General features: G+C 63.7%; 30 protein-coding genes. 24 read left to right on the plus strand and 6 right to left on the minus strand.

What is annotated here, in order from left to right:
• Nucleotides 1-33 precede the first annotated feature (33 nt).
• Genes fliS through ASF04_RS25030 form a run of 10 tightly spaced genes read left to right on the plus strand, consistent with a single transcriptional unit; the run spans nt 34 to nt 7377 of the window.
• On the plus strand, nt 34-429 hold the full coding sequence (gene fliS, locus ASF04_RS24985; protein WP_019919816.1) for a flagellar export chaperone FliS: 396 nt from the start codon (nt 34-36) through the stop codon (nt 427-429).
• Nucleotides 419-739: a hypothetical protein gene (locus ASF04_RS24990; RefSeq protein ID WP_056147884.1), complete on the plus strand. Its 321-nt coding sequence runs from the start codon at nt 419-421 to the stop codon at nt 737-739. Before fliS ends, ASF04_RS24990 begins: the two co-directional genes overlap by 11 nt.
• Nucleotides 736-2685: a flagellar hook-length control protein FliK gene (locus tag ASF04_RS24995; RefSeq protein WP_056147887.1), complete on the plus strand. Its 1950-nt coding sequence runs from the start codon at nt 736-738 to the stop codon at nt 2683-2685. The genes ASF04_RS24990 and ASF04_RS24995 overlap by 4 nt, the downstream gene beginning before the upstream one ends.
• A gap of 7 nt (nt 2686-2692) precedes the next feature.
• Nucleotides 2693-3169 carry a flagellar basal body-associated FliL family protein gene (locus ASF04_RS25000; protein ID WP_056147889.1) on the plus strand — a complete coding sequence of 159 codons (477 nt, stop codon included), beginning with the start codon at nt 2693-2695 and terminating at the stop codon, nt 3167-3169.
• 33 nt (nt 3170-3202) lie between these two features.
• The gene (locus ASF04_RS25005; protein WP_056147892.1) at nt 3203-3943 is read left to right on the plus strand and encodes a FliA/WhiG family RNA polymerase sigma factor; all 741 of its coding nucleotides are present in this window, start codon (nt 3203-3205) and stop codon (nt 3941-3943) included.
• 58 nt (nt 3944-4001) lie between these two features.
• Entirely contained in the window at nt 4002-4919 is a 918-nt protein-coding gene (motA, locus tag ASF04_RS25010; RefSeq protein ID WP_019919820.1) for a flagellar motor stator protein MotA, read from the plus strand.
• Entirely contained in the window at nt 4903-5874 is a 972-nt protein-coding gene (locus tag ASF04_RS25015; RefSeq protein ID WP_056148031.1) for a flagellar motor protein MotB, read from the plus strand. Before motA ends, ASF04_RS25015 begins: the two co-directional genes overlap by 17 nt.
• Before the next feature lie 45 nt (nt 5875-5919).
• Nucleotides 5920-6195, plus strand: a complete 276-nt coding sequence (gene flgM / locus ASF04_RS25020; RefSeq protein WP_056147895.1) for a flagellar biosynthesis anti-sigma factor FlgM — start codon at nt 5920-5922, stop codon at nt 6193-6195.
• Entirely contained in the window at nt 6192-6638 is a 447-nt protein-coding gene (gene flgN / locus ASF04_RS25025) for a flagellar export chaperone FlgN (RefSeq protein ID WP_056147898.1), read from the plus strand. The genes flgM and flgN overlap by 4 nt, the downstream gene beginning before the upstream one ends.
• Complete coding sequence (locus ASF04_RS25030; RefSeq protein ID WP_056147902.1) at nt 6625-7377, plus strand: glycoside hydrolase family 73 protein; 753 nt, start codon at nt 6625-6627, stop codon at nt 7375-7377. Before flgN ends, ASF04_RS25030 begins: the two co-directional genes overlap by 14 nt.
• Nucleotides 7378-7445: 68 nt before the next feature.
• Here ASF04_RS25030 and flgA read toward each other — a convergent pair whose 3' ends face one another.
• On the minus strand, nt 7446-8156 hold the full coding sequence (flgA, locus tag ASF04_RS25035) for a flagellar basal body P-ring formation chaperone FlgA (protein ID WP_056147905.1): 711 nt from the start codon (nt 8154-8156) through the stop codon (nt 7446-7448).
• Between the two features lie 208 nt (nt 8157-8364).
• On the opposite strand from flgA, the gene flgB reads away from it, so the two are divergent.
• From flgB to ASF04_RS25095, 12 genes are all read left to right on the plus strand, one after another.
• Nucleotides 8365-8727: a flagellar basal body rod protein FlgB gene (gene flgB, locus ASF04_RS25040; RefSeq protein WP_056147907.1), complete on the plus strand. Its 363-nt coding sequence runs from the start codon at nt 8365-8367 to the stop codon at nt 8725-8727.
• Between the two features lie 28 nt (nt 8728-8755).
• Complete coding sequence (gene flgC / locus ASF04_RS25045; protein ID WP_056147911.1) at nt 8756-9175, plus strand: flagellar basal body rod protein FlgC; 420 nt, start codon at nt 8756-8758, stop codon at nt 9173-9175.
• Nucleotides 9176-9178: 3 nt separating this feature from the next.
• Nucleotides 9179-9853, plus strand: a complete 675-nt coding sequence (locus ASF04_RS25050) for a flagellar hook capping FlgD N-terminal domain-containing protein (RefSeq protein WP_056147912.1) — start codon at nt 9179-9181, stop codon at nt 9851-9853.
• A gap of 25 nt (nt 9854-9878) precedes the next feature.
• A complete protein-coding gene (locus tag ASF04_RS25055) occupies nt 9879-11165 on the plus strand; it encodes a flagellar hook protein FlgE (protein WP_056147914.1) in 1287 nt (428 codons plus the stop codon).
• Between the two features lie 8 nt (nt 11166-11173).
• The gene (locus tag ASF04_RS25060; RefSeq protein WP_019919830.1) at nt 11174-11899 is read left to right on the plus strand and encodes a flagellar basal body rod protein FlgF; all 726 of its coding nucleotides are present in this window, start codon (nt 11174-11176) and stop codon (nt 11897-11899) included.
• 29 nt (nt 11900-11928) lie between these two features.
• Nucleotides 11929-12720, plus strand: coding sequence for a flagellar basal-body rod protein FlgG (gene flgG, locus ASF04_RS25065; protein WP_026636912.1), 792 nt, complete (start codon nt 11929-11931; stop codon nt 12718-12720).
• Nucleotides 12720-13382 carry a flagellar basal body L-ring protein FlgH gene (gene flgH, locus ASF04_RS25070; protein ID WP_019919832.1) on the plus strand — a complete coding sequence of 221 codons (663 nt, stop codon included), beginning with the start codon at nt 12720-12722 and terminating at the stop codon, nt 13380-13382. The genes flgG and flgH overlap by 1 nt, the downstream gene beginning before the upstream one ends.
• A gap of 117 nt (nt 13383-13499) precedes the next feature.
• Complete coding sequence (locus tag ASF04_RS25075) at nt 13500-14612, plus strand: flagellar basal body P-ring protein FlgI (protein WP_056147915.1); 1113 nt, start codon at nt 13500-13502, stop codon at nt 14610-14612.
• Nucleotides 14613-14619: 7 nt separating this feature from the next.
• On the plus strand, nt 14620-15087 hold the full coding sequence (locus tag ASF04_RS25080) for a rod-binding protein (protein WP_056147917.1): 468 nt from the start codon (nt 14620-14622) through the stop codon (nt 15085-15087).
• Nucleotides 15088-15176: 89 nt separating this feature from the next.
• Nucleotides 15177-16550, plus strand: coding sequence for a flagellar hook-associated protein FlgK (flgK, locus tag ASF04_RS25085; RefSeq protein WP_056147919.1), 1374 nt, complete (start codon nt 15177-15179; stop codon nt 16548-16550).
• 14 nt (nt 16551-16564) lie between these two features.
• Nucleotides 16565-17461: a flagellar hook-associated protein FlgL gene (flgL, locus tag ASF04_RS25090; protein WP_056147923.1), complete on the plus strand. Its 897-nt coding sequence runs from the start codon at nt 16565-16567 to the stop codon at nt 17459-17461.
• Nucleotides 17462-17479: 18 nt separating this feature from the next.
• On the plus strand, nt 17480-18517 hold the full coding sequence (locus ASF04_RS25095) for a hypothetical protein (RefSeq protein ID WP_056147925.1): 1038 nt from the start codon (nt 17480-17482) through the stop codon (nt 18515-18517).
• Here ASF04_RS25095 and ASF04_RS25100 read toward each other — a convergent pair.
• The 4 genes from ASF04_RS25100 to ASF04_RS25120 all read right to left on the minus strand — a co-directional run bounded on the left by ASF04_RS25100 (nt 18477) and on the right by ASF04_RS25120 (nt 23144).
• Complete coding sequence (locus ASF04_RS25100) at nt 18477-20738, minus strand: bifunctional diguanylate cyclase/phosphodiesterase (RefSeq protein ID WP_056147928.1); 2262 nt, start codon at nt 20736-20738, stop codon at nt 18477-18479. The two genes, ASF04_RS25095 and ASF04_RS25100, sit on opposite strands and share 41 nt — an antisense overlap.
• Nucleotides 20739-20860: 122 nt before the next feature.
• The gene (locus ASF04_RS25105) at nt 20861-21286 is read right to left on the minus strand and encodes a hypothetical protein (RefSeq protein ID WP_056147930.1); all 426 of its coding nucleotides are present in this window, start codon (nt 21284-21286) and stop codon (nt 20861-20863) included.
• 58 nt (nt 21287-21344) lie between these two features.
• Nucleotides 21345-22115 (minus strand): DUF882 domain-containing protein, encoded by a 771-nt coding sequence (locus ASF04_RS25110; protein WP_229205197.1) that lies wholly within the window; start codon nt 22113-22115, stop codon nt 21345-21347.
• 174 nt (nt 22116-22289) lie between these two features.
• The gene (locus ASF04_RS25120) at nt 22290-23144 is read right to left on the minus strand and encodes an EAL domain-containing protein (RefSeq protein WP_056147939.1); all 855 of its coding nucleotides are present in this window, start codon (nt 23142-23144) and stop codon (nt 22290-22292) included.
• 152 nt (nt 23145-23296) lie between these two features.
• On the opposite strand from ASF04_RS25120, the gene ASF04_RS25125 reads away from it, so the two are divergent.
• Entirely contained in the window at nt 23297-24103 is an 807-nt protein-coding gene (locus tag ASF04_RS25125; RefSeq protein WP_082489010.1) for a class II glutamine amidotransferase, read from the plus strand.
• A gap of 15 nt (nt 24104-24118) precedes the next feature.
• Here the strand turns inward: ASF04_RS25125 and ASF04_RS25130 are convergent, their stop codons facing one another.
• The gene (locus tag ASF04_RS25130) at nt 24119-24667 is read right to left on the minus strand and encodes a GNAT family N-acetyltransferase (RefSeq protein WP_056147944.1); all 549 of its coding nucleotides are present in this window, start codon (nt 24665-24667) and stop codon (nt 24119-24121) included.
• Between the two features lie 297 nt (nt 24668-24964).
• Between ASF04_RS25130 and ASF04_RS25135 the strand changes: the two genes are divergently transcribed.
• Nucleotides 24965-25987: a sulfate ABC transporter substrate-binding protein gene (locus ASF04_RS25135; protein ID WP_056147947.1), complete on the plus strand. Its 1023-nt coding sequence runs from the start codon at nt 24965-24967 to the stop codon at nt 25985-25987.

Below are 25987 nucleotides of genomic sequence, written 5' to 3' on the forward strand. Positions count from 1 at the left end.
AACCGCCGCCTTTTACACAGTACGGTGAACACCATGTTGAATCACGAAGCTTATAGCAGTTACCACGCCACCAACCTCGACGCGCAGGTCGCCCGCGCCTCGCCAGTCGAGCTGGTGCTGGTCTTGACCGACGGCCTGCTCGAAGAGCTGGCGCGCGCGCGCGGCCATATCGCCGGCAAGCGCTACGAGCTCAAGGCGATCAGCCTGAACAAGTGCACCGACATCATCAACGGCCTGTCGAGCTCGCTCGACTACGACAACGGCGGCGAGGTCGTCAAGAATCTCGGCCGCCTCTACGAATACTGCGCCAGCCGCCTGTACACGGCGGGCATCAATCTCGACCCGCTGGTGATCGACGAGGTGATCGCCCTGCTGACCACCATCAAGAAAGGCTGGCTCGGCGTCCAGGCCAAGGCCAATGGTGGATAGGCAACGCACACTGCTGTCGCTGACGCAAAAAATGCATGCCGCTGTCGGCGCGGAAGACTGGTCGATGCTGGCGGCGCTCAACACGCTGCTGTCCTCGACCCTGCCGCAGATGGCAGCGCAAGGTGCGTGGGACGCGGCCGAACAGGCCGCCCTCTCGGCCCTGTACCAGGTACACCAGGAAGCCGCACGCCGCTGCGACCTTGCCACCGCAGAGGTCGGCCGCAAGCTCAGCGAATTGCAGGCGAATAAAGAAGGCTTGCTCGCCTATGCGCTGGACAGCGAGCTGGCAGAAAACGGATACACAGCATGACCATGACCATCACCAGCCCGGCCACGCCGGGCACCACCAGCGCCGTGACCACCGGTATTGCACCGGCAGGAAAGCCGGGTGCGAGCGAAGATTTCTTGCTGACCGGCGTTGTTGGCCGCCAGCCCGCGCCGGCCGGTGCTCCGGCCAACGCCACTGCGCCGGGCATGCCGGCCGTACCGACCGACCGCGCCGCGCAAGCGCCGCTGTTTGCGCACGTCCTGGACACGACCACCGAAGGTGATGCGACCGTTGCTGCACCAGCAGCCGCTACGGCCATCAAAGAGCCGGCAGATACCGATACCGACAATGCCGGCATCGCCGCCGCAGTGACACCCGCCGTGATCGTCGCCCCCGTGTTCGCCAGCGTCATGGCCCCCGCCATTGCGCTGCCTGCCCTGGCCGGCAACCGGTACGTTGCGCCGGCGCCGGTGGCGGCGGACGCCACGGTGAGTACTGCGGTCGGCGCGGTGGCTGGCACGAGTGCCGGCGCCACGCTGTATCCGTCCGCTACCCCGTTCAACCTGCCTGCCGCGAATATCGCCGTGACCACGCCTTCGGGCGCGGCACCGCAGGCCAGCTATACCGCGCTGCAGGATGCCAACCAGGTGGCGCTGGCACAGCAAGCCGCGCGTGTCACCGAGGACATCGGCGCCCCGTTATCGGCCACGTACGGTTATGCATCCGCAGTCACGCCAGCGAACCCGCAACTGGTCGAGGCCACAACCGCCGCCGCAGTCACAACCAGCGTGCCGCGCACGTCCGGCATTTCGGTTGCCGGCATGATCCCGGCTGTTACCAGTCACGGGGGCACCGTGGCCGACGCCGCCGCACCTGCGGTCTCCAACGCCGCCATCACGGAAAATGCCGTGCCGGCCTCGATCGCGGGCCTGGCCAAGCCATTCAACCCGGCGCTGGCCACCAACGCCGCCGCCCTGCCAGGCCACCAGGCAGGCGCGGCGCCAACCAAGACGGCCACTGCTGCAAGCACCATGGCTGCAACGGCCGACACGACGACCGCCACTACGGCAGCGCCGGCGGCAACGGCACGGTTCGCCACGTCGGAGTATGCAGCCGCTCCCGCAATGGCAGCGATCGCGGCCGAGGCAAGCGGCCAACATTTCAGCGGGCGCAACGCCGCCGCCGTGACCAATGCGGCATTGTCATTCCCGGCCGCTGCCGCACTGCCACTTCCGGTCACAGCCACACTGCCACTCCTCGCCACCGCCGGTGCTGCCACCAGCGCGCCCATTGCCAGCTACCCTGCCGTGGCCGACGCTGCCCAGCCCCGCGTGATGCCTGCCGCGGCCAGCGCAGGCGTGGACGTCACCGTGCCCGCACCAGTGGCCGCCAACCGCGACCATGGTTTCGGCATGACCAGCGACGACGGCCAGGCAACGGCGAAATTTACCAGCGCGCTGGCCGCCACTGCCAGCGCTACCCCGCCCGCCGTGGCGACCGCAGCGCCAACGCCTGCCGGCTTCGCCGCGCCGGTCAAGCTCGCGGGGGCGCCGGAACAATGGCAGCAGCCACTGCGCGAAGCGCTGGGCGACCGCCTGCAAGTGAATTTGCAACGTAACAACAACCAGGCAGTGATTCGCCTCGACCCGCCGAACATGGGCAGCATCGAGATTTCGATCCGCCAGAGCGCCGGCGCGCTGCAAGTGAACCTGTCGGCCAGTAACAGCGAGGTCGTCCGCCAACTCAACGCCATCGGCGATTCGGTACGCCAGGACCTGGCCACCCGCCAGTTCAGCGACGTGGCGGTGACGGTATCGACCGCCCGCACGTCGGCCCTGTCGCAAGCGACACCGCAGCAATCCTATTCGCAGGGGCAGCCAGATGGCGGCCGCCAGCAGCAACAGGAGCAGGAGCGCGGTCGCAACCCGGGCCGGGCCCTGTACCAGGATGACTCGAAACCAATTTTTGCCATGAATGACCAGGAGTAATCTGTAGATGAACAAGAAAATAATTGTCGCGATCGCGCTGGTCGTCGTAGTTGGCGCGGCCGTGGCCGGCGGTGCGTTCTGGTATATGTCCAAGGGCGCCCACGCGGAAGAGACTTCTGCCGATGGCAAGAAGGCCGCGAAGAAGGAAGAGAAAAAGAAGGAAGGTCCCCCCAAGTACATGACGGTGGACAAGGTCATCATCATGCTCAAACGTCAGCCCGGTGACACCAGTTCCCACTATATGTCGGCCGACCTGGTGATCACCACGGACGAAAAGACCGAGAAGCAGGCCAAGGAACATTTGCCGATGTTGCGCAGCGTTGCCGTGCGCACGCTGTCCGACCTGACCATGGCCACTGCCCAGACCATGACGATCGACCAATTTGCGGCGGCATTGAACAAGGCTTTCGATGAAGCGTACGAGCACGAAGGCCTGGACAAGCCGTTTACCGATGTCATGATCGGCAAGCTCATCATTGAGTAAGCCACAGCCAGCATGGTTAACAGTGGAGCGGGCATGGCCTATGTAGAGCATCCTGGCAATGCGTATGCCGATGGTTACGGCGACGGCGGCGACGGCGCGGTGGCGATGCACAGCCCGGCCGACGAGCAGAAATACCTGCTGTCGTACGCGCCGCTGGTCAAGCGCATCGTGCGCCAGCTCAATTCGCAGGTGGCGGGGGCGATCGACCGCGATGACATGGAGCAGATCGGCCTGATCGGTTTGCTCGAAGCGCTGCGCCGGTATGGCACGCCCGACGAAACGTTCGGCAGCTATGCCAGCTTGCGCATCCGCGGCGCCATCCTCGACGAGTTGCGGCGCCAGGACTGGCGCCCGCGCGCGGTGCGCCAGCACAGCCACAAACTGCGGGACAGCGTGCGCGCGCTGACCCGCAAGCTGGGCCACGAACCGAGCGAACAGGAAATCATGACCGGGCTGTCCTTGACGTCCGAGCAATACCAGGCCTACCAGCTCGACGAGAACGCCGAGCTGATCGCCAGTTTCGATGAAGTACTGCAGGAATCCGTGGGCCAGGACAGCGCCCCGGGACCGGAAGAACAATTGATCGTGCGGCGCAGCCTGGAGCAGGCCTTGCGCAGCCTCGACGAGCGTGAGCAGCGGGTGGTGCAGATGTACTACGAATTCGAACTGAGCTACAAGGAAATCGCGGCCGTGCTGGACCTGACCGACGCCCGCGTCTGCCAGCTCAACAAGGCGGCCCTGAACAAAATGAAAGCCGTGCTGCAAGCCGCGTAGCGACTCGCACAACACGACCACCAGGAATCAAGAAAATGACGCGGAAAGGCGAATCATCATGCAGCAACTAGTTGGCATCCTCATCATTTTAGGTAGCGTCTTCGGCGGCTTTGCCCTGATGGGCGGCACGTTCCACCAGATCTGGCACCCGCTCGAGCTGATCGTGATCGGCGGCGCCGGCCTCGGGGCATTGGTGCTGGGTAACCCGACCCACGTGCTCAAGGAGCTGATGACGCAGATCAAGAAGATCATCGTCCGCAAAAAATACGACTCCGAATTCCAGCGCCAGTTGCTGCTGCTGATGTACGAACTGCTGCAACTGGCCGCCGGTGGCCTGAAAGCGCTGGACGCCCACGTCGAAGCGCCCAAGGACAGCCCGCTGTTCCAGCGCTATCCGCGTGTGCTGGAAGAGCCGAAGCTGCTGGCCTTCATCGTCGATAACTTCCGCCTGATGGCGATGGGCAAGATCAACGCGCACGAACTCGAAGGCGTGCTGGACCAGGAACTGGAAGCGCTGCACACCGAACTCGAACAGCCGGCCAAGTCGCTGGGCAAGATCGGCGAAGCGATGCCGGGCTTCGGCATTCTGGCCGCCGTGCTCGGTATCGTGATCACCATGAGTACCGTGAGCCAGGGCGCCACCTCGGGCGAGATCGCCGAAAACGTCGGCGCGGCGATGGTCGGCACCTTCATCGGTATTTTCCTGTGCTACGGCCTGATCGATCCGCTGTGCAATATGCTCAAGCAGCTGGTCAACCAGGAAGCGTCGAACAAGGAAACCGTCAAGGTGGTGCTGGTGACCCACGTGGCCGGCAAGCCGGCGCTGCTGGCGATCGACTCGGGCCGCCGCCTGGTACCACTGAACATCAAGCCGAGCTTCGCCCAGCTCGAACGCTGGATCAACGACCTCGAAGGCCGCGACAGCGAACCGGCCGACGACAGCCGCCGGGGAGGTCGTGGTGCTAAAGCCGCATGAGAAAGCGCATGACCAGACCATCGTCAAGCGCGGTGGCGGCAAGCACAAGCACGACGATCACGGCGGCGCCTGGAAAGTAGCGTTCGCCGACTTCTGCCTGGCGCTGATGTGTCTGTTCCTGGTGCTGTGGCTGATCGCCGCCCGCAATACGGAGGCGCTGGAACAAATCATGACCGAATCGGACGGCGCCAAGACCGACCAGGGCAAGGGCATCATGCCCGAGCAGGTGGGCGGTCCGCGCGGCAGCCTGATCGAACGGTTTCCGATGCCGCACACGGGCAGCACCGACCAGCCCGGCGAAAAACTGGCGCCGGGCGAGCCGGCCGATCCGACGTCAGCAGCCAAGGTCAAGTACGAAAGCCCGGACGATTTGCAGGCGCTGTCGAAGGCGCTGACCAAGATGAGCGCGGACTTTGGCCTGACCTCCAACCTGGAAGCGGTGGTCACGCCCTACGGCTTGCGGGTGATGCTGCACGACACCGACAAGCAAGGCATGTTCGTGCGTGGCAGTGCCGTGCCAACCGACAAGTTCCGCGCCCTGCTGCGCAAGATGGGACCGCTGTTCGCAAAGATGGAAAACCAGATGCTGATCGTCGGCCATACCGACTCGATGCAGTACGCCGATACCAGCTATGCGGCGTTTTCCAACTGGACACTGTCGGCCAACCGCGCCATGTCGGCCCGCGCCCAGTTGCTGGCCGGTAGCATGAACGCGGAATCGGTGCTGCAAGTGGTGGGCATGGCCGACCGCGCGCCGCTCGATGTCAAGCGCGCCGATGCCGGCGTCAACCGCCGCATCGAACTGCTGATCCTGACCACCAGCCAGGCCAGAACCATCGCCTCGATGTTCGGCATGCCGGACCACACGGTGCCGCTGACCGAGCAGATCAACACCGCCCTGCCCGATCCCGGCCTGCTGCAAAAGCTGCGCGATTCGCTGGGCCGCAACAACTGACGCTACAATAACGCCATGCAAACCAAGCCAACCAGAGGCACCCGTATGAGAATCACGACCGCGACTCCCGACGGCATGGCCGTCCAGCGTGTTGCCGAACCGGCGCCGGTGGACGGCGCCGACGCCCCCGCTGCGCCGGCCACTGCGGCGCCGCTGCAGTCGGCGGTGATGCAGCCGGCGCTGCAAGCGATGCGCGACATGCCGGAAATCGACCAGGAAAAAGTGGACATGCTGCGCGACGCGCTGGCCAAGGGCGAACTGCCGTTCGATCCCGCCAAGCTGGCCGGCCTGATCCAGCGCTTTCATGGAGTGGAAAAGTGAGCAACGCAGCGTCGCCCCCGCCGGTATCGCGCCAGGAAGCCATGCGCACGCTGCTGGCCGGCATAGCCGCCGACATGCACGCATATGCCGGCCTGGCGGCGCTGCTGGAGGAGCAATTTGACGCCGCACTGCGCCACCAGGGGCCGCGCTTGGGCGATATCGCCGAAAAAATCACCGGCATGGTGGCCGAGGCCGACGCCCGCCGCATCCAGCGCGTTGCACTTGCGCAACATCTAAATGGCCCGAACGGGACCATGGCACAGGCATTTGCCTTGCTCAAACCGGCTGCACGCGAGAAAATGGAAGCCGATTGGCTGGCGCTCGAAGCGCTGGTCATCGAATGCAAGCGCTTATCGAAGCGCAATGCCGATTTGCTGGTCGAACAGCATGGCATCATGCAGCGCGTGCTGCATGGCGAAGAACACATTTATGAGCCAATTTAATCCCACTGCCTTTACTGCGGCCACCGCCGCCACTGTCTCGAACATCAGCGCCACCCGGCCCACGACCGGCTTTGGCGGGATGGTCTCGACCGGCGCATTTTCAAGCACGTTTCAGCAGGTGCAAAACGACGTGGTTGGCTATATCAACCGCGGTGATGGCGGTTTCAGCAGCAATGCGGCGCCGTCATCGGCCCAGGCCATGAAACTGGCGGCCCTGAATGCCAGGCACGCTACCGGCGCCATCGACGATGGCGGCATGGACAGCGACAGCCGCCAGCAATTCCTGGCATCGATCAAGCCCTGGGCCAGCGAGGCGGCCGACAAGCTGGGCGTCTCGCCCGAGCTGGTGGTGGCCCATGCCGCGCTGGAGTCCGGCTGGGGCCGGCAACCGCTGCGCAAGGGCGGCATCGACACCAACAACCTGTTCGGCATCAAGGCAGGCAGCGGCTGGCAGGGCGATGTCGCCAGCGCCACCACCACCGAGTTCGAACACGGCGCCATGCTCAAGAAGACCGAGCGCTTCCGCAGCTACCCGGACGCCGCCAGCGCGTTCCGCGATTACGCAGAACTTTTGGCCGGCAACCCGCGCTACCAGGGCGCGCTCAATACGGGCAGCGACGCCCGTGCCTTTGCCAACGGCCTGGCACGCGGCGGCTACGCCACCGACCCCGGCTACGCCGACAAGCTGGCGCGGCTGGCCGCGCAGTTGCAGCGCGCCTCTGCGGCTGCGGCCGACTGACACCCCGACCGGCCCAGCGCCATGCAGGCCGCCCCGCCAAGTGTGGGCGCCGGTCTGTCCACCCGGGTTCAGCGTGCCGCAGGCATATCCGCCGGCTGCACCGCCCCCGGCCCCGTCACCCGCGCGCGGATGATGTTGCCGCTGGAATTACGCACGCGCACCTGGCTGCCCTTGGCGCCCGCATCCATCGCTTCGCCCGACATGGACACCGTGACCTGGTCGCGGCTGGCGACAATGTTGACGAGGTCGCCACGCTTGACCAGGATCGGCGATGCCAGCGAACCGGTTCGCAACACTTCGCCCACGCGCACGGTGCGCTTGGCACTCATCCCCACAACCTCTTGCGGATCCGAGACACTGTCGCCCACGGTCGAAATATCGTGGCGCTCAAGCAACACATCTTCATCTGCAATGATTTTTCCGGCGCCGATGTCGTTGGCCGCGATCACGATCCGCGCCGACACTTTGGCGCGCACCACGAACTCGTAACGCCAGCTGCCACCGCGCGCACCGTCGCCGCTGCAAATGGCGTTGAAACGCATGCGCGCGGGCTGGCGGGTGTCCGCCGCCTCGACTGATACTGCACTGCCGCACGCGGCCAGCGGGCGGCTGCCGCGCACCACCGTGATGTCGAACTCGGGCTCGGCCAGGCCGCGACTGTCGGCCCAGCGCAACACATACTCGCGCGCCGCGTCCTCCACCAGCAGCAGCACTTTGTCTGCCGGGACAGGCGCGGCATGGGCGGAAGTGTTAAAAAAGATGCTTCCGGTTAGCAACATTCGGCTCAAACCAGTTACAATAGTTTTGTTGAACATGGGCAATACCTCTACTATGATGCAAGCGAACGCGCCTGTCGTGCGAGACCAACATTCTACATGCCGAGCAAGATTGCAATGACGAATAGGCGGGAAATTTCCGCTGCGCAACAGAGCTTAACAGTTACATAGTATTCACCGAAACACCATTCGATCCTGCAAGGAGACCACCATGGGCATCAATTTCAACCAGGTTACCGGCGTCCACGGCGATGCGCTGCAACTGCGGGCGGAACGTACCCGCATACTCGCGGCCAACCTGGCCAATGAAAACACCCCCGGCTTCCAGGCGCGGGACATGGACTTCGGCGCCGCCCTGGCCAACCTGCAAGCCGAAGCCTCTGGCGAACCAGGCGGCGATGGCGAAGCCTCCCAGATGTACCGCGTGCCATTCCACCCTGCCCGCGACGGCAATACCGTCGAACTTGGCGTCGAACAGGCGGCATTCTCGCAAAACGCGGCCGACTTCCAGACCAGCCTGACCTTCGTCAACATGAAATTCAAGGGTCTGGCCAAGGCCATCGCCGGTCAGTAAGACTGCCCAACCACCGTAAGGGAACGACATGTCGTTTAAAGATATTTCCGAGATCGCCGGCTCGGCCATGGCCGCACAGAGCGTGCGTCTCAATACCATCGCCTCCAACCTGGCCAATGCCGATGCCGTGGCCGGCAACGAGGGCGAGACCTACCGCGCCCGCAAGCCGGTGTTTGCCACCGTGCTGGGTGAAAACAGCGAAGGCATGATGACCGGTGGCAAGGTGCAGGTGCTGGACGTGGTCGAATCGTCCGAACCGCTGCGCAAGGTGTACGAACCGGGCCACCCGATGGCCAATGCCGACGGCATGGTGTTCTACCCCAACGTCAACGAAGTGGCGGAGATGGCCGACATGATGTCGGCCTCGCGCGCGTTCGAAACCAATGTCGAAGTCATCGGCCGCATCCGCACGATGCAGCAATCCCTCCTTAAACTTGGTGAAAGTTAAGTCATGGCAGTCAGTCTTCTCAATAACGGCACCACCACGACCGGCACCGGCGTCAGCAACGCGGTAACACCGAACACGGCCAGCGAAGCGTCGGAGATGTTCACCAAGCTGCTGGTAGCGCAGATCCAGAACCAGGATCCGCTGTCGCCGTCGGACCCGGCGCAGTTCGTCCAGCAACTGACGCAACTGTCGCAGACCGAGGCGCTGCAAAAGCTCTCGACCCTGACCAGCGCCAACTCCAGCATTCTGCAGAGCATGCAAGTGCTGTCGCTCGGTGCGCAGGTAGGCTCCGACGTGATGGCCCAGTCCAGCCAGGTCCGCGTCGATGGCACCACGCCCGTCAGCGGGCAGGTGGTGCTGGAAACCAGCAGCACCAATACCAACCTGGTGCTGACCGGCGACAACGGCGAGAAATATACGGTCAAGCTCGGCACCCAGGCGCCTGGCAACGTTCCGTTCACCATCGACCCGAGCAAGCTGGGCCTCAAGGAAGGCACTTACACCATGGCGGTGGAAACCAGCACCAAGGAGACCCCTGCCATCGACATCCAGGGGCGCCTGAACAGCGTGCGCATCTCGGCGACCGGCGGCGTGGTGCTCAACGTCGCCAATCTGGGCGAAATCGATCCCGGCAACATTACTGCGTTTAACGGCAAGCCTGCTTTAGCCATTCAATAATTCAATCTCTTAAAGGATTTCCATCATGAGTTTCGATATCGCATTGTCTGGCATCCAGGCCATCAACGAGGCCCTCAACAGCACCAGCCAGAACATCGCCAATGCCGGCACCTATGGCTACAAGGCCCAGCGCGCGAACTTCTCGTCGCTGGTGTCGGGCGAACTGCAGACCGGTGTCACCATCGGTTCGGTTACCCAGAACATCAGCAAACCGGGCGGCGTGCTGAGCACCGGACGTTCGCTGGACGCGGCCATCAACGGCGGCGGCTTCTTCATCGCCAAGGCGGCCAATTCCGACGTGCCGCAGTACTCGCGCGTGGGCATCTTCGAAACGTCCAAGGATGGCTACCTGGTCGATACCCAGGGCAACCGCGTGCAAGGCTACCCGATCAATCCCCTGACGTCGGCAATGGGCGCCGTGGGCGACCTGCCGATCCAGACCGGCGCGATCCCGGCCGTGGCCTCGGGCAAGATGACCTATGTCGGCAATATGTCGGCTGACTGGACCACCCCGGCCGCCTGGGGCACGGTGCCGGTCACGGGTACAGTGCCGATCACGCCACAGAACCCGCCTGACCCGAGCACCTTCAACATGTCGAAAGCCACGGTGATCTACGATACCCTGGGCGGCAAGCATACGCTGACCCAGTATTTCGCCCGCGACACGGCGTCGCCGAACACGGTCAACGTCCACTACCTGCTCGACGGCGCCGAGTTGCCAGACAAAACGCCGACCGTCCTGAAATTCAACACAGCGACCGGCTCCCTCAATGACGTCAACGGCCAGCCCGTCGACCCCGTCACTGGCGCCATCGCCAGCACGACGACGATTGACCTCACCGGCATTACGCTGGCCAACGGCGCCAACCTGACCAAGCTGACCATCGACTACGACGGCAGCACCGGCAACTCCGGCGAAGCGACCACGTCCGCCAACAATGCCGAAGGTTATGCCTCGGGCACCTATACCAGCCTGGCGCTGGGCAACGACGGTTCGCTGATCGCCACCTACTCCAACGGTCAGAAACAGACCGTGGGCAAACTGGCGCTGGCCACCTTTGTCAACGAAGGCGCCCTGACCACGATCAGCGGCACCAGCTGGACCGAGTCGCTGGAATCGGGCCGTCCGCTGGTCAACGCACCGGGCACCGGCACGGGCGGCACCATCACCAGCTCGTCGCTGGAACAGTCGAACGTCGACATCACGTCCGAACTGGTGGGCCTGATGACGTCGCAACGCAACTACCAGGCCAACTCGAAAGTCATCCAGACCGAGAGCACCATGATGCAATCGCTGATGCAAGCGATCTAAGGTAACGCATGGATTCGTTGATCTTTACCGCCATGAGCGGGGCCGAGCGGGCCCTGCGCGGCCAGCAGGTACGTGCCAACAATCTGGCCAATGCCGATACCGTGGGCTTCCGGGCCGACATGGAAATGTCCACCTCGCAGTCCGTGCAGGGTTACGGCTACGACGACCGCCACATGGCGCAGTTGCAGGCCAACTCGGTCAACACCCGCCAGGGCACGCTCAAGGCCACCGGCCGCGAGCTCGACGTGGCGATCTCGGGCGCCGGTTTCCTGACGGTCGAAGGACCGACAGGCGAAGCCTACACCCGCGCCGGCGCCATGGTGCTCGATGAAACCGGCACCCTGCGCATCAACGGCAACGTGGTGCTGGGCGAAGGCGGCCCCATCACCCTGCCCGAGTACAGCAAGATCGACATCGGCACCGATGGCACGATTTCGATCCAGAACCCGGGCACCACCACCATGCAAACCGTGGACAAGCTGCGCCTGGTGAAGGCCGAAGGCTCGGAGCTGACCAAGAACGAGTCCGGCCTGCTGATCGCGCGCGACGGCGTGCCGCTGGCCACCGATCCGACCGTGGTATTGCAATCGGGACACCTGGAAGGCAGCAACGTTTCGGCGGTGGAAGAAATGGTCGCCACCATGAGCCTGAACCGCACCTTTGAAGTCCAGATGAAGTTGTTCAAGTCCACCGACACCATGGCCGAAACCGGCAATCGCCTGATCAGCGGCTAAGCTGATCCCAACAGTATTTAGGAGAAACCATGAATCCAGCAATGTGGATCAGCAAGACCGGCGTGCAAGCGCAAGACCAGAAACTGCAAACCATCGCCAACAACCTCGCCAACGCCAACACCATCGGTTTCAAGCGCGACCGCGTGGTGTTCGAAGACCTGTTCTACACGGTGGGCCAGCAGCCGGGCGCGCAAGTGGCCGACAACAACACACTGGCGCCATCGGGCGTCCAGCTCGGTAACGGCGTGCACATGGTCGGCACCCAGAAAGTATTTACCAGCGGCAGCCTGCAAACCACCGGTCGCGAGCTCGACGTGGCGGTCAACGGCAACGGCTTCCTGGCAGTACGCCAGCCGAGCGGCGAAACCGCGTACACCCGCGCCGGCCAGTTGCAGATCGACGCCAACGGCATCCTGGTCAACGCCCACGGCCTGCCCTTGATTCCGCAGATTACCGTGCCGGACAACGCCACCGCGATCACCATCGGTGAAAACGGCACCGTCTCGGCCACGATCGCCGGCACCGCCACCCCGAGCCAGCTCGGCCAACTGACGCTGACCAGCTTCATCAACCCCACCGGCCTGATGGCCCTGGGCGAAAACCTGTACGCGGAAACCGCCTCGAGCGGCACCCCGACCGAAGGTGCGCCCGGTACGGCGCAGTGGGGCAAGATCAAGCAAGGCACGCTGGAAGGCTCGAACGTGCAGGTCGTGGAAGAAATGGTGGACATGATCGCCGCCCAGCGCACCTACGAAATGAACACCAAGGTGCTGTCGGCCGCCGACAATATGTTGCAATACCTGGCTTCGGCAGCACGCTGATGAAAGCCGCACTGCCCCTGCTGGTCCTGGCCGCCTTGACCGGTTGCGCCAGCCTGGAACCGCCGGCGGTCCGCCCCGGCCCGATGGACGAACCGCCGCCGCTGGTGCGTTCGACCATGCCGCGCGTGTCCGGCGGCGGCGTCTACAGCCCAGACATGGGCATGTCGCTGACGTCCGACAGCCGCGCTTTCCGCGTCGGCGACGTGGTGACCGTGATGTTGCAGGAAACCACGCAAGCAAGCAAACGGGCAGGCACCAGTTATTCCAAGGAATCGTCGAACAATGTGGCGGCTCCGAGCTTGCTGGGCAAAGTGTTCCCGAAAGCCAGCATCGGCGTCGGCGCCGACAATTCGTTCACCGGCGACGCCACCAGCACCCAGCAGAACGCCTTGACCGGGGCGATTACCGTGGTGGTGCAGGAAGTGCTGCCGACCGGCTTGCTGCGCGTATCCGGCGAAAAAGTATTGACCCTGAACCAGGGCGAAGAATTCGTGCGCCTGCGCGGCTACCTGCGCGCAGCCGATATCGACGCCGACAACCAGGTCTCGTCGCTGCGCATTGCCAATGCCCGCATCGCCTATTCGGCCCAAGGCACGCTGGCCGATACGCAGTCGGCGGGATGGTTGTCGCGCTTCTTCAACGGCCCGTACATGCCTTTCTAAGGATGTATCAAACCGCCCATGGCTTCGTTGCAGCTCCTAGCCGTGCAGGCGCACTGTCTTCGTCGCTGCGCCTCGCCATCAGCGGTTTGAAACATCCTTGATAATTTGGTAAACATCATGAACAAACTGTCCCGCCTCATCGCCCTGCCCCTGGCCCTGTGCCTGACCTTTGCCACCCTGCCCGCGCAGGCGGCGCAGGTGCTGCGCAACCTGGTCTCGGTCGAAGGCATCCGCGACAATCCGCTGGTGGGCTACGGCCTGGTGGTGGGCCTGAACGGCAGCGGCGACTCGACCCAGGTCAAGTTCGCCAGCCAGTCGGTAATCAATATGCTCAAGCAATTCGGCGTCAAGGTGCCGGACGGTACCGACGCGAAATCGAAAAACGTTGCCACCGTGATGGTCTCGGCGGTACTGCCGCCCGGCTACCGCAAGGGCCAGGCGATTGACGTGGTCGTGTCATCGCTGGGCGACGCGAAAAGCCTGCGCGGCGGCGCCCTGCTGCTGACGCCGCTGCGCGCGGCCGACAACGAAGTGTATGCACTGGCGCAGGGCAACGTGGTCGTTGGCGGTTTTTCGGCGCAGGGCAAGAGCGGCTCGTCGGTGACGGTGAATACGCCGACCTCGGGCCGGATTCCCAACGGCGCCGCCATCGAGCGCGCGATCCCGACCGATTTCGCCAGCACCCCGAGCGTGCGCCTGTCGCTGCGCCACCCGCACTTCCAGACCGCGATCAATATCGTCGATTCGATCAACAAGCGCTTCGGCGACATCGCCACCGCCAGCGACGCCACCTCGGTCGAGGTGCAGGCGCCATCGAACCCCACCCAGCGCATCGCCTTCATGGCCAAGCTCGAAGGATTGTCGATCGACGTGGGCGAGGAATCGCCGAAGGTGGTGTTCAACTCGCGCACCGGCACCGTTGTCATTGCCGACGGCTTGCGCGTGCGCGCGGCTGCCGTCACCCACGGCTCGCTCAAGGTGGTGATCTCGGAAAGCACCAAGGTCAGCCAGCCGAATGCGCTGGCGGGCGGCAACACGGTGGCCGCGCCGCAGTCGCAGGTGACTGCGGAACAGGGCATGCGCCAGATGTTCAACTGGCCGGCCGGCGCAAAACTGCAAGCGATTATCGACGTGGTCAACAGCCTGGGCGCCTCGCCCGACGATATCATGGCGATCCTGCAAGCATTGGACCAGGCCGGCGCCATCGAAGGCGAACTGGTCGTCATTTAAGGACATCATGAGTTTTCCTCCCTCGTTCGATCCATCGCGCCTGATTCCGGGCATACCCGGCAAGTTGCCGGACGTGGTGGTGGCGCCGGCGGTCCGCCTGCCCGGCCAGCCGGCCGACACCGTCGATCCGGCGTATCGCGCCAAGGCCACCGAGGCGGCGGTCAAGTTCGAGAGTTTTTTCATCGGCCACATGCTGCACCAGATGCGCTCCGGCGTGCGCGTGCTGGCCGACGAGGACAGCGCCATGAACAACAAGGTCAACCAGGACATGCTGGACATGGCCGACAACCTGGTGGCCGACCAGATCGCCGGGCGCCGCGCCTTCGGCGTGGCCGATGCCATCCTGCGCCAGCTGCTGCCGCAGCCGTCGGCGGCCCCGGCACCGGCCGGGGGCGCGGCGAAAGCTGTGCCCGCCAACGACAGAATGATTTCCAACGCGCAAAATTCTTCGCCAGCGCTTAATCTTTCCCGCTAAGCCGTCGCCTTCTACAAGTAACGGACCGGCATCACTCGCGCAATGCAAGCTGCGGTCCTTCGCGTTCACCAGGAAAGACCCTTGCAAACATGAGCATAACGTACAACGCATTGTCGGGCGCCCTGGCGGCCCAGGCCGCCATCGCCACGGTCAGCCAGAATCTGGCCAACTCGCAAACCAAGGGTTACACCCGCCAGGGCGTGCTGCTGCAATCGAATGTTGCCGATTTCAGCCGTAATTCGCCGGGCAATGGCGTGACGGTCGGCGCGTTGCTGCGTTTTTCCGATTCCTACAAGTCGCAACAGATGTGGCGCTCCAACTCGGAGCTGGGCCAGCGCGCCCAAACCCAGCCGTACCTGACCCAGCTCGAAAAAGTCATGAACGACCCGACGTCGAGCATCAGCTATGGCTTCGATAATTTCTTCAAGGCGCTCAACGCGGCTGCCGTCGACCCAACCTCGACGCCACTGCGCCAGCAGGTGATCAGCTCGGGCGATGCGCTGTCCAAGCAGATCAACAGCATTTACAACCTGACTGCCAACCAGAAGCTGTCGGCGCAACAGCAAAGCAGTGCTATCTTGCCGTCACTTAACGATTCGCTGGCCAGCATCGCCGCGCTCAACTCCAAGATCCAGCAAGTGGGCGCCAACGGCACCAACACCTCGGCCTTGATCGACCAGCGCGAGTTGCTGATCGACGAAGTGTCGTCCCAGGTGGGCGTGGAAGTCGTGTACGGTCCGGACGGCAGTGCCAGCGTGTCGCTCAAGAGCGGCCAGCCACTGGTCGCGGCCGACGTCGCAGCCAACCTCGGCTACAGCAGCGCCGGCGGCGAACAAACCCTCAATCTCAGCTTTGCCGGCACCAGGTTCGTGCTCGACGACAGCAAGATCGGCGGCAAACTGGGCGGCCTGGCCAATTTCCGCACCAACACCCTGGCGCCGCTGCAACAATCGATTGCCGATATTGCCGAGCAATTCAGCAGCATGTTCAACGCCCAGCAGGAAAGCGGCGACAAGACCAATGGCGACCCCGGCACCGCCATGTTCACGTTCGACCCGACCAGCACCACCGGCCTGTTGAAGGTCAACGAAGGTTTTACCACTGCCGACCTGGCGTTCGCCGAACGCGGCCAGCCTGCGGGCGACAACAGCAATTTGCAGGCGCTGATCGCCATTCGCGGCAAACCGATCACGGTGGCCTCGGTGGGCTCGGTACTGCTTGGCGACGCCGACACCCAACTGGTCGGCAAGCTTGCCATCGAAAGCCAGCAAAACCAGGCCCAGCTCAAGACTGCCACCACGGTCCGTCAACAGGCCGAAGATGACTGGAAATCGACCAGCGCAGTCAACGTGGACGAGGAAGGCATCAGCCTGATCGAGTTCCAGAATATGTACCAGGCGAATATGAAGGTGATTTCCGTCGCGAACAACCTGTTCGACGCCACCTTGCAAATGTTTAACTAATTAGGGGAAGCGCGATGCGTATCGCCAGCAGCCAATACCAATCCACCATGTTGCGCGGCCTCGGTGAGAACCAGACCTGGCTCAGCAAGATCAATGAGCAGATGGCGACCGGCAACCGCATCCTGGTCCCCTCCGATGATCCGGTGGGCAACGTCCAGATCTCGCGCCTGACGCGCGAGCAGGCCCTGGTCACGCAGTACCGCTCCAACATCGCCTCGGTGCAGATCCGCATGTCGAGCAACGAATCCTACCTCTCGAGCATGACGCGCGACATCACCGACGTCAGCGACCTGCTGGTGTGGGCGGCCGACGGCAGCAATGTGTCGTCCGACCTCAATGCCATGGTGACGAGCCTGACCTCGCTGCGCGACAGCCTGGTCAACACCGCCAACCAGCGCGATGCCGAAGGCCGCTACGTGTTCTCCGGCACCGCCGTGGACCAGGCGCCGATCGCCCTGGTGGGCGGCAGCTACGTATATCAAGGCAACGAAAAGAATCAATCGACGGTGGTGGGCAACGGCGTTACCCAGACCACCAACGTCAACCTCAAGGGCATGGAAGACATGCTCGACAAGCTGACTGCAGCGATCACCGCCCTGTCCGATCCCGCCGTGCAGCCGAATTCGCCCGCGCTGCGGGCCATCGTTGGTGACGCCATGGCCAGCACCTCGGCCGGGCTCAACCTGGTGTCAGGCAAGATCGCGCAACTTGGCGGCGGCCAGAACATCCTGCAAACGCTCGATGACAACCATGCCAACGTCAGCCTGTCGAATGCGGTCGCCATCGGCGACCTGAGCAAGCTCGACTACGCTGTCGCCGCCACCGAACTGGCCGGCTACAGCCTGGCGGTGGAAGCGTCGTACAAGGCCTATTCCAAGGTCAGCGGCATGTCCCTGTTCAGCCTCATCTAAGCGCCGAGCGTCCATATCATGCAAATTCCGTCACCATCGTCCCCTTCCGTGATTGTCACCGGCAATGGTGGCAATGCCAGCGCGGTGGACGGCACCGCCCTTGGCCAGCAAGGCCAGAACGCGGTCACCGCCACGCCGGTCACACCTCCCGCCAGTACGGCAGCGCCGCTGCGGCGCGGCCTCAACAACTGGGACCAGCCGCTCCAGCGCGATATTTCCGGCGCCCAGCAGGCGCTCGACTTTCTCGAGCAGAGCGCCGGCCAGCTGCGCACCCTGAAAGCCGACCTCAGCGCCCGCCTGGCCAATCGCCAGCGCGCCGACGGCAACCTCGAAAACAGCGTACGCCAGTTCAGCAATACCTGGCGCAGCCGCACGGCAGCGTCGGGCGGCACGCTCGACGCCCAGCTCAATTTCAGCAACGAAAACACCAGGACCCGCTTCACCGTGCGCGGCATGAACGTGGCCAACCTGCGCCAGGGCGGCCGCGAAGTATTGGCGCTGTCGCTGGGCGGCCAGAACCTGAGCTCGGTGGTCCTGGAGCCTGGCATGTCCGACCAGCAAATCGCCCAGCGCTTCGACGATGCGCTGGCGCCGGCTGGCGTACGCGTCAAGCTCAGCGATGACGGCCAGCTTGAATTTTCCGCGCCGGAGAACCAGTTCGCGGGCATCCGCGACAGCCTGGCCGTGCAGGGCAATGGCCAGCGCTTCCCCGCCGGCCAGCTCAATCGCCTGCGGGCCGAGCCGGAGGCGGCCGCGCTCAATCCCGAGTCCTGGCAGACCTCCGACGCAGAAGGCTTGCGCACCACCTTGCAGCAAGTGGTGCAAGCGCTGGCCCACGTGGAAAAATCGATCAGCTCGGTACGCTCGGCGCTGGCCCAGGCCAATACGCGGGTGCAGAGCACAACCGCCGAGACCTCCACCGAGGGCATGGAGCAAGTGGCGGACAATTTCGTCGATACCGCCAAGCAGCCCGGCTACCAGTCGATGTTGTCGATTACGTCGGCGTTGTCGGGAATTAGCCGGGAGCGCGTGGTATCGCTGCTGCGCCTGCGGTGACCTCGTGTCGCAGACCGCGCTGCGCCAGCGCGGTCAATTCCGGCGCCGCCATCGGCTGCGCATACACATAACCCTGGGCAAAATCGCAGCCGGCCAGTTCCAGCAAATGGCGCTGCGCTGCCGTCTCCACCCCTTCCGCCACCACCCGCAGGCCCAGCCGATGGGCCATCAGGATCAGCGCCTCGCACATGGCCAGGTCGCCGCTGTCGCTGGCCAGGTGCTGGATGAAGCTCTGGTCGAGCTTGAGCAGGTCGATGCCGAAATGCTTGAGGTGCGCCAGCGACGAATAGCCGGTGCCGAAATTGTCGAGCGCCACCTGCACGCCCATCTCGCGCAATTCGCGCAAGCGGTCCGCCACCTGGGTCGCCTTGTCCAACAGCACCCGCTCGGTGATTTCAATCACCAGGCTGCGCGGCGCCAGGCCCAGCTCGGCCGCATAGCCGAGCCAGCCAGCGTACAACGCCGCATCGCCGCGAAACTGCGCCGACGACTGGTTGATGCCGACCTGGAAACCGGCGCCGATTTCGTCCTGCCACTGGCGCGCTTGGCGCGCCGCCTGGCGGAACACCCAGTCGCCGATTTCCATCATCAGGCCGCCCGACTCGGCAAACGGTAAAAAATCTCCGGGCGCCAGCAGGCCGCGCTGCGGATGGCGCCAGCGCAGCAGCGCCTCGGCGCGCTCGATGCTGCCGGTGCGCAGGTTGACGATCGGCTGATAGTGCAGTTCCAGCTGGCCGTGGACCAGGGCCGCGCGCAGGTCGAGCGTGACCTGCTGGCGCGCCTGCGCCGCCTGTTGCAGGTCGGCGGTGAAATAGCTGTAGCGGCAGCGGCGGTTTTGCTTGGCCGCGTACATGGCCTGGTCGGCATTGCGCACCAGGTCCTCGGGCGAGACCGCGTCGGCCGGAAACACCGAGATGCCGATGCTGGCCGACACCACCGGGTTGGCGGCCTGTAGCGCGAATGGCGCCTGCAGGCGGCTGACAATGGACTGGGCGATGCGCTCGACGCCGTTCATGCTTTCGAGCCCGGTGAGGATCACGGTGAACTCGTCGCCGCCGAGGCGCGCCACGGTATCGGTGGCGCGCACGCAACCGACGATGCGGCGCGCTGCCTCGACCAGCAGCGCATCGCCCTGGCCGTGGCCGAGCGTATCGTTGACCTGCTTGAAACCGTCGAGGTCGATGAACAGCAGCGCCAGCAAGGTGCCTTCGCGGCGCGCCTTTTTGACTTCCTGCCCCAGCCGATCCTGGAACATGTGACGGTTGGGCAGCGCGGTCAGCGTATCGAAATTGGCCTGCTGCCAGATCAGTTCGGCAGAAGCGCGGCTGTCGGTGATATCGGACACCAGCGCCAGCGCGCCGAGGTAGGCGCCGCCGGCATCGAAAATCGGGTTGGTGGCCAGCGTCACCCACAGCTCGCTGCCATCGCGGCGCAGGAATTTGAATTCGTGGCGTTCGGCCTCGCCTCCCCGGCGCTGGCGGCTGGCGATATTGTGTTCGAGGATGGCGCGGCCTTCATCGTCCATGAAAGCGACGAGCGGCTGGTCGAGCATGTCTTCGATGGTGTAGCCCAGCAGCTGCGCCATCTTGGGATTGACAAAGCTGGTGCGGGCATTGGCGTCGATTTCCCAGATGCCCTCCTCGGCGCAGTGGACGATGCGGCGGAAGCGCTCCTCGCTGCGCTCCAGTGCCGCCAGCTTGCCTTCGGCCGGTTCCAGTTGCACCCGCAGCGCCTGGCCGCTGCGGTCAGCGCAGGCGCGCAGCCTGACCGGCACGCCCGGCTGGTGGGCGTCCGGGCCGCGCACCAGCTGCAGGTCGCAGTGCTGTGGCTGGGCATCGTTGAAAGCGGCGCGCACGAAACGGTCGAAGTCGTCGAGGAAGCGTGGCGCCACGAAATGGCGCAGGGTGAGCCGTTCGGGATTGACGCGCGGCACGCCCAGCAGGTCGGCGCCACTGACGTTCATTTGCAGGATGGTGGCGTCCAGGCCCAGGACGAAATATCCGACCGGCGCCAGCAGGAACAAGTCGTTGGCGAATGCCTGTTCGATGTCGACCTGCGCGGCGGCGGTTGGCGGCAGCTCGGCAACCTGGTCGGCGGCGATGGCGGCCAGCGCCGCGTGATACGACTCGGCCCCGGACAGCACGGCAAAACCCGGCAGCAGGCCGGCCGGCTGGTCGGCCAGCAGCGGCGGGCGCCGCTGATCAGTGGTGTAGTTCTCCATACCCTCCCTTTGCAGTGCTACCGGGAAATGTCCTGAAGACTAGCCTAACATTGTCATTAAGAGATGTCGAGAAAACATCAATCGTCTGGCACGTGGGCGCTGCGAACGTTGTCAGCGCGCCATTACCAGGCCGCGCCCATGCGGCGGCGGCCGAAATTGTGGCCCACGACCAGGATCGAACTGGCGATCAGGCTGGAGAGACCGATCATCAGCTGGATCAGCTTATCGTCGGGCAGCACCCAGATCGAACCGGGGGGCGGCTCGGCCACGTTGGCGGCAGCCATGATCAACGGCGCCACCCATTCGGCCTCGGGCGTCACGTCGAGGATCAGGGCGCCGTCCTGGGTCGTGTGCAGATAGATTTCGCCGCCGGCGTCGAGCGTGAAGCAGACGCCGTAGCCGGTTTCGTGCGGGGCGATATGTTCCTGCAAGCTCAGGTTATGTTCGGCGATCCACAGTTCCACGTCGGCCGGAGTTTCCAGGCCGCTCCACGGCACCGGCCGAAAGCGCGGGCGCGCGTTATTATCTTGCTGGTCTTGCTTGTTCAATCTGCACTTCCTGTGTCGGTCACCGAGGCGCCAGTGTACCCGATGGACGGCGCCGCCGTCAGCCCTTCCAGGTGCGATTGAGGCCGGTGTCGGCGTGGATCCAGCCACCGCGCGGGCCGCCGCGATAATAGAAACCGACGCCGCCCTGGCGGAAGCTTTTCACCAGGCCGCCCAGCACTTCCTCGTTGAGGTTGACGATGCGGATGTCGGCGGCGCGGCCCACCATGTGCAGCGACTGGCGCGCGGCGGGCACGCCTGCTTCGCGCAATTTGTTGTTCGACGCCGGGGTGCGGTAGCCGGACAGGATTTCCAGCGGCGTGTCGATGCCGAAGCGGCGCACGAACGCTTGCGCGCCCCACAGGGTTTCGAACAGCTTGGGATCGATCTTGGCGGTTTCCTTGCCATTGACGTCGCGCAGCAGGTGGCACAGGTCCTGGTAAGCGGAGTCGATGACTTCGCCATCGCGCCAGTACAGCAGCTTGGCGCGCTCATTGCTGGCCGGTCGATAGACCTCGATGGTACGCGGACGCAGCCAGAACTCCAGGTCCAGCGCCTGGGCATCGAAAATGTCGGGCGGCGGTTCGAGCTCGCTGCTCTTGCCCGACGGCGCCGACTGCTGCGATGCGTGCGGCATGACCGAGGCGGTTTTCGACTCGGTGATCACGGCCGGGGCGGCCGGACGTGCCACCGGCCTGGCCGGCTTGGCGGAGGCGGTAGTGGTCGATGTATTGCGCGGGGTAGTGGTGCCGCATCCGATCAACGGCAACGCCAGCACACTGGCTGCCGTCACCCCGAAACCCTGCTGTAAGAACTGTCTGCGCGAAGCCATGGCACATCCGTGAAAAGTGATAGGGGTACTATAACTTATGCTGGGGGAAATAAAAAAGCGCGCACGGATCGATTTCGGTCGATTTTCTGCCCAGCGGGCAAGAATCGACAAGTCTTAAGCGAGGATTAAGCGAATGCTAAGTCTCCGGCAAGGTTGGACCGCCGTTGACGCGCGTCAGGCGGCAACCGCCTGCGGTTGCACTTGCGGTTGCAGGCCGGCAAGGGTGGCGCGCGGTTCATCGAGCAGGTAGCCCTGCCCCAGCAGCAGCACTCCGGCAGCCGCGCCCAGTTCGCGCAGCGCCTGCAGCGCCTGGTCGGTTTCGATGCGCTTGAACACCACGCCGACTCCGGCCTCGCGCGTGCGCTGCAATAGCGCCAGCAAGCCGTCGGTGTCGTGCAGCACCCGCGTGTCGAACTTGAACACGTCGGGCCGCAAGCGGTCGAGTATGCCGACCGCGTCGGCAGCGCTATCGACGTTGACGGCAAAGCGGAAGCCGTTACGGCGGTAGTTGTCCGAGACATAGTTGAGCAACCAGCCCTGCTGCGGCGTGGCCACCGGCAATTGCAGCACCACGCGCGACAGCGGCAGTTCCAGCGCATCGAGGATGCGGCGGAAGGCATGGCCGTGGTTGCTGCTGACGGCGCTCAGCAGCCGGTCGTGCACGTTCAGGTACAGGTCGGCCTCGGCATTGGGCGCGGTATCAGCTTGCCGGAAAAAATTGATCGAATGCAGCATGCGGCAAAGGCGGTCGAGTTCGATCGACTCGTTGTCGCTGGCCGCGTGGTCGAGCAGCTTCCACAAGGACAGGCCCTTGTCCTGGGCCGAGACGCTGCGCGCCAGCCCTTCGTAGGCGGCAACCTCGCCGGTCGCCAACGCGCGAATCGGCTGGAAGGCGCTGCTCATGGTGCAATTGAAGAACCGCCCCTGCGCCCTGCCCTCGTGATCGAGCCAGATGCTCGAGGTGACACCGGCGGCGCCCGTGGCGTCGGATAGACGCGTCAGGTACTTTTGCAAGATGGGAAATGACATGGTAATCCTCGACAACAAAACAATACCGACAGCGTATGCGCGCGGCCCGCAAAGCTGAACGAATGCTTTCAGCTATGGATATGCCAAAACATTCCTTCCTGCGCAACAGTGTGGCCGTTATCGTGGATCATCGTTATTGATTTTGGTCCGCCATGTGTCAGCTCCTTGCCATGAACAGCAGCAAACCGGCAGCCGTCGATTTTTCCTTCGCCGGCTTTGCCGAGCGCGGCGGCCGCACCGGCGAACACAGGGATGGCTGGGGTGTCGCCATCCACACGGCCGACGGCTGCCGGCTGGTCACCGACCACCTGGCCTCGATCGATTCGCCGCTGGCGCTGCAATTTCGCCAGCAGCCGGTCAAGGCGAAAAACGTGGTGGCGCATATCCGCAAGGCCACCCAGGGCCGCATTGCGCTGGAAAACAGCCATCCGTTTACACGCCAGTTGTGGGGCCGGACCTGGTCGTTCGCCCATAACGGCAACCTGGTCGATTTCGAACCGAACCCGAGCCTGTATTCGCCGCTGGGCGACACCGACAGCGAGCGCGCCTTCTGCCACCTGCTGTCGGGCCTGGCGCTGCGGTTCGCACAGCAGCCGCCGCGCCCCGTGCTGTACGCGGCACTGGCCCTGCTGGCCGGCGAGATCGCTGCGCACGGCACCTTCAATTTCATCCTGTCGAACGGCGAGCTGCTGTTTGCCCATTGCAGCACCGACCTGCACTACGTGGTGCGCGAATATCCGTTCTCGGTAGCCAGGCTGATCGATTGCGACCTGAGCATCGATTTTTCCCGCCACAACCACCTCGACGACCGCATCGCCGTCATCGCCACCCAGCCGCTGACCTCCAACGAAACCTGGATCAAGCTGCTAGCGGGGGAATTGACACTGTTTGTCGGGGGCGAACAGGTGGGCGCGGCGCCGGTGCGGTGCCGGCGTCAGGAACTGCTGCTCAGTTACTGAGTTGCTGCCAGGCAGTTAAGCCGAGTTGCAATTGCAAAAGCGTTTGCGCTTGGTGGCGTCGGCGCCGGCATCGCCGGATGCATCGAGCTGTTTCCAGAAAAATACTGTTTCCACGCCATACGGCGAGCGCACCTTGCCGGCGTCGGTGTAACCACGGCTGGCAAAGAAGCCCTGGCCGGTAGCCGTGCTATGCAACTGCAACGCCTTGACGCCCCAGCACAGTACCTGTTCCTCTACCCGCGCCAGCATGGCCTTGCCCAGGCCCTGGCCACGGGCTTCGGGCAGGACGTAGCACAAAGCCAGCTTGCCGGCCCCGGTAAGCAGGGCCACGCCAGCCACTACGCCATCGAGCTCGGCCACCACGGAAAAATTGGTGGGCGAGACAAACCAGCTTTCGACCATTTGCGGAGTTTTATTGCCCAGCCAGGCATCGAGGATGGTGCGGTCATTTTTATGATCGACTTCACAGCATTCCGCGATGGAGCGGCGCAACACATTGCACGCCGCTTGCGCGTCTGCCGCCACCGCCACGCGAACCTGGGGGCTACGTATTTCAAGACTCATGTATGCTCACAAAACATTCCAATAGCAAAAGAAGCGTTGTGCGCTTCCCCGTGCTTGAGCGCGACTATACACCAAGCGGCAGATTGAGGTTGACGCGCACCTCGGTGGACGTGATCTACCTCGAAAGCCTAGGGTGTCGCCCTGTTTTTGCCCACGAATGTTTTCAAAAATCGTTATGCGCTTTCCAGTGAACAGGCTTGGCTTCTAAGCATATTACGAAATATTCGTTTCTTTTCTGTATGAAATTTTACACCATGACGGTGTTCCTTATTACCAAATCTCATTAAGAAAGCCATTATGAACTACCAGAATACGACCCGCCGTTTCGTTGTTACTTCGTTACTGGCCACTTCGGCAGTGTTCCTGGGCTTGCCGCTGCAGGCCAGCGCCGCCACGCCCGTGCTGCTGAATGCATCGTATGACGTGGCGCGCGAGCTGTTCAAGGAGATCAACCCGGCGTTCGTGGCCGAGTACAAGAAGACCACCGGCGAGACCGTCGATATCAACCAGTCGCACGGCGGCTCGTCCAAGCAGGCCCGCTCGGTGGCGGACGGCATGGAAGCGGCCGTGGTCACGATGAACCAGGCCAACGACATCGACCTGCTGGTCGATCGCGGCACGGTGGCGGCTGGCTGGGAAAAGAAATTCCCGAACAACGCTGCGCCGTTCTACTCGACCATGGTGTACCTGGTGCGCAAGGGCAACCCACAAGGCATCAAGGACTGGAACGACCTGGCCAAACCGGGCGTGAAAGTGATCGTACCGAACCCTAAAACCTCGGGCAACGGCCGCTACACCTACCTGGCCGCCTGGGGTTCGGTGATCAAGAACAAGGGTACCGAAGTGCAGGCGCGCGAACTGGTGACGCGCATCTTCAAGAACGTGCCGGTGCTGGACGGCGGCGGCCGTGGCGCCACCACCACCTTCACCCAGCGCGGCATCGGCGACGTGCTGGTGACGTTTGAAAACGAAGTGAATCTGGTCCGCGCTGAATTTGGCAGCAACTTCGACGTGGTCTATCCATCGTGGTCGATCCTGGCCGAATCGCCGGTGGCCGTGGTCGATAAAGTGGTGGACAAGAAAGGCTACCGCAAGGAAGCCACCGCCTACCTGAACTTCCTGTACTCGCCGCAGGGCCAGGACATCATCGCCAAGCATTACTTCCGTCCGCGCTCGGAAGCAGCGTTCAAGAAGTACAACGCCAACTTCCGCCAGATCAACCTGTTTACCATCGATGACGTGTTCGGCGGCTGGAAAGCAGCGCAGAAGAAACACTTCGACGATGGCGGCGAGTTCGACAAGATTTACCAGAACAAATAA

Origin of the sequence: Duganella sp. Leaf61, assembly GCF_001421905.1 — a bacterium.
Lineage (GTDB): Bacteria > Pseudomonadota > Gammaproteobacteria > Burkholderiales > Burkholderiaceae_D > Rugamonas > Rugamonas zoogloeoides.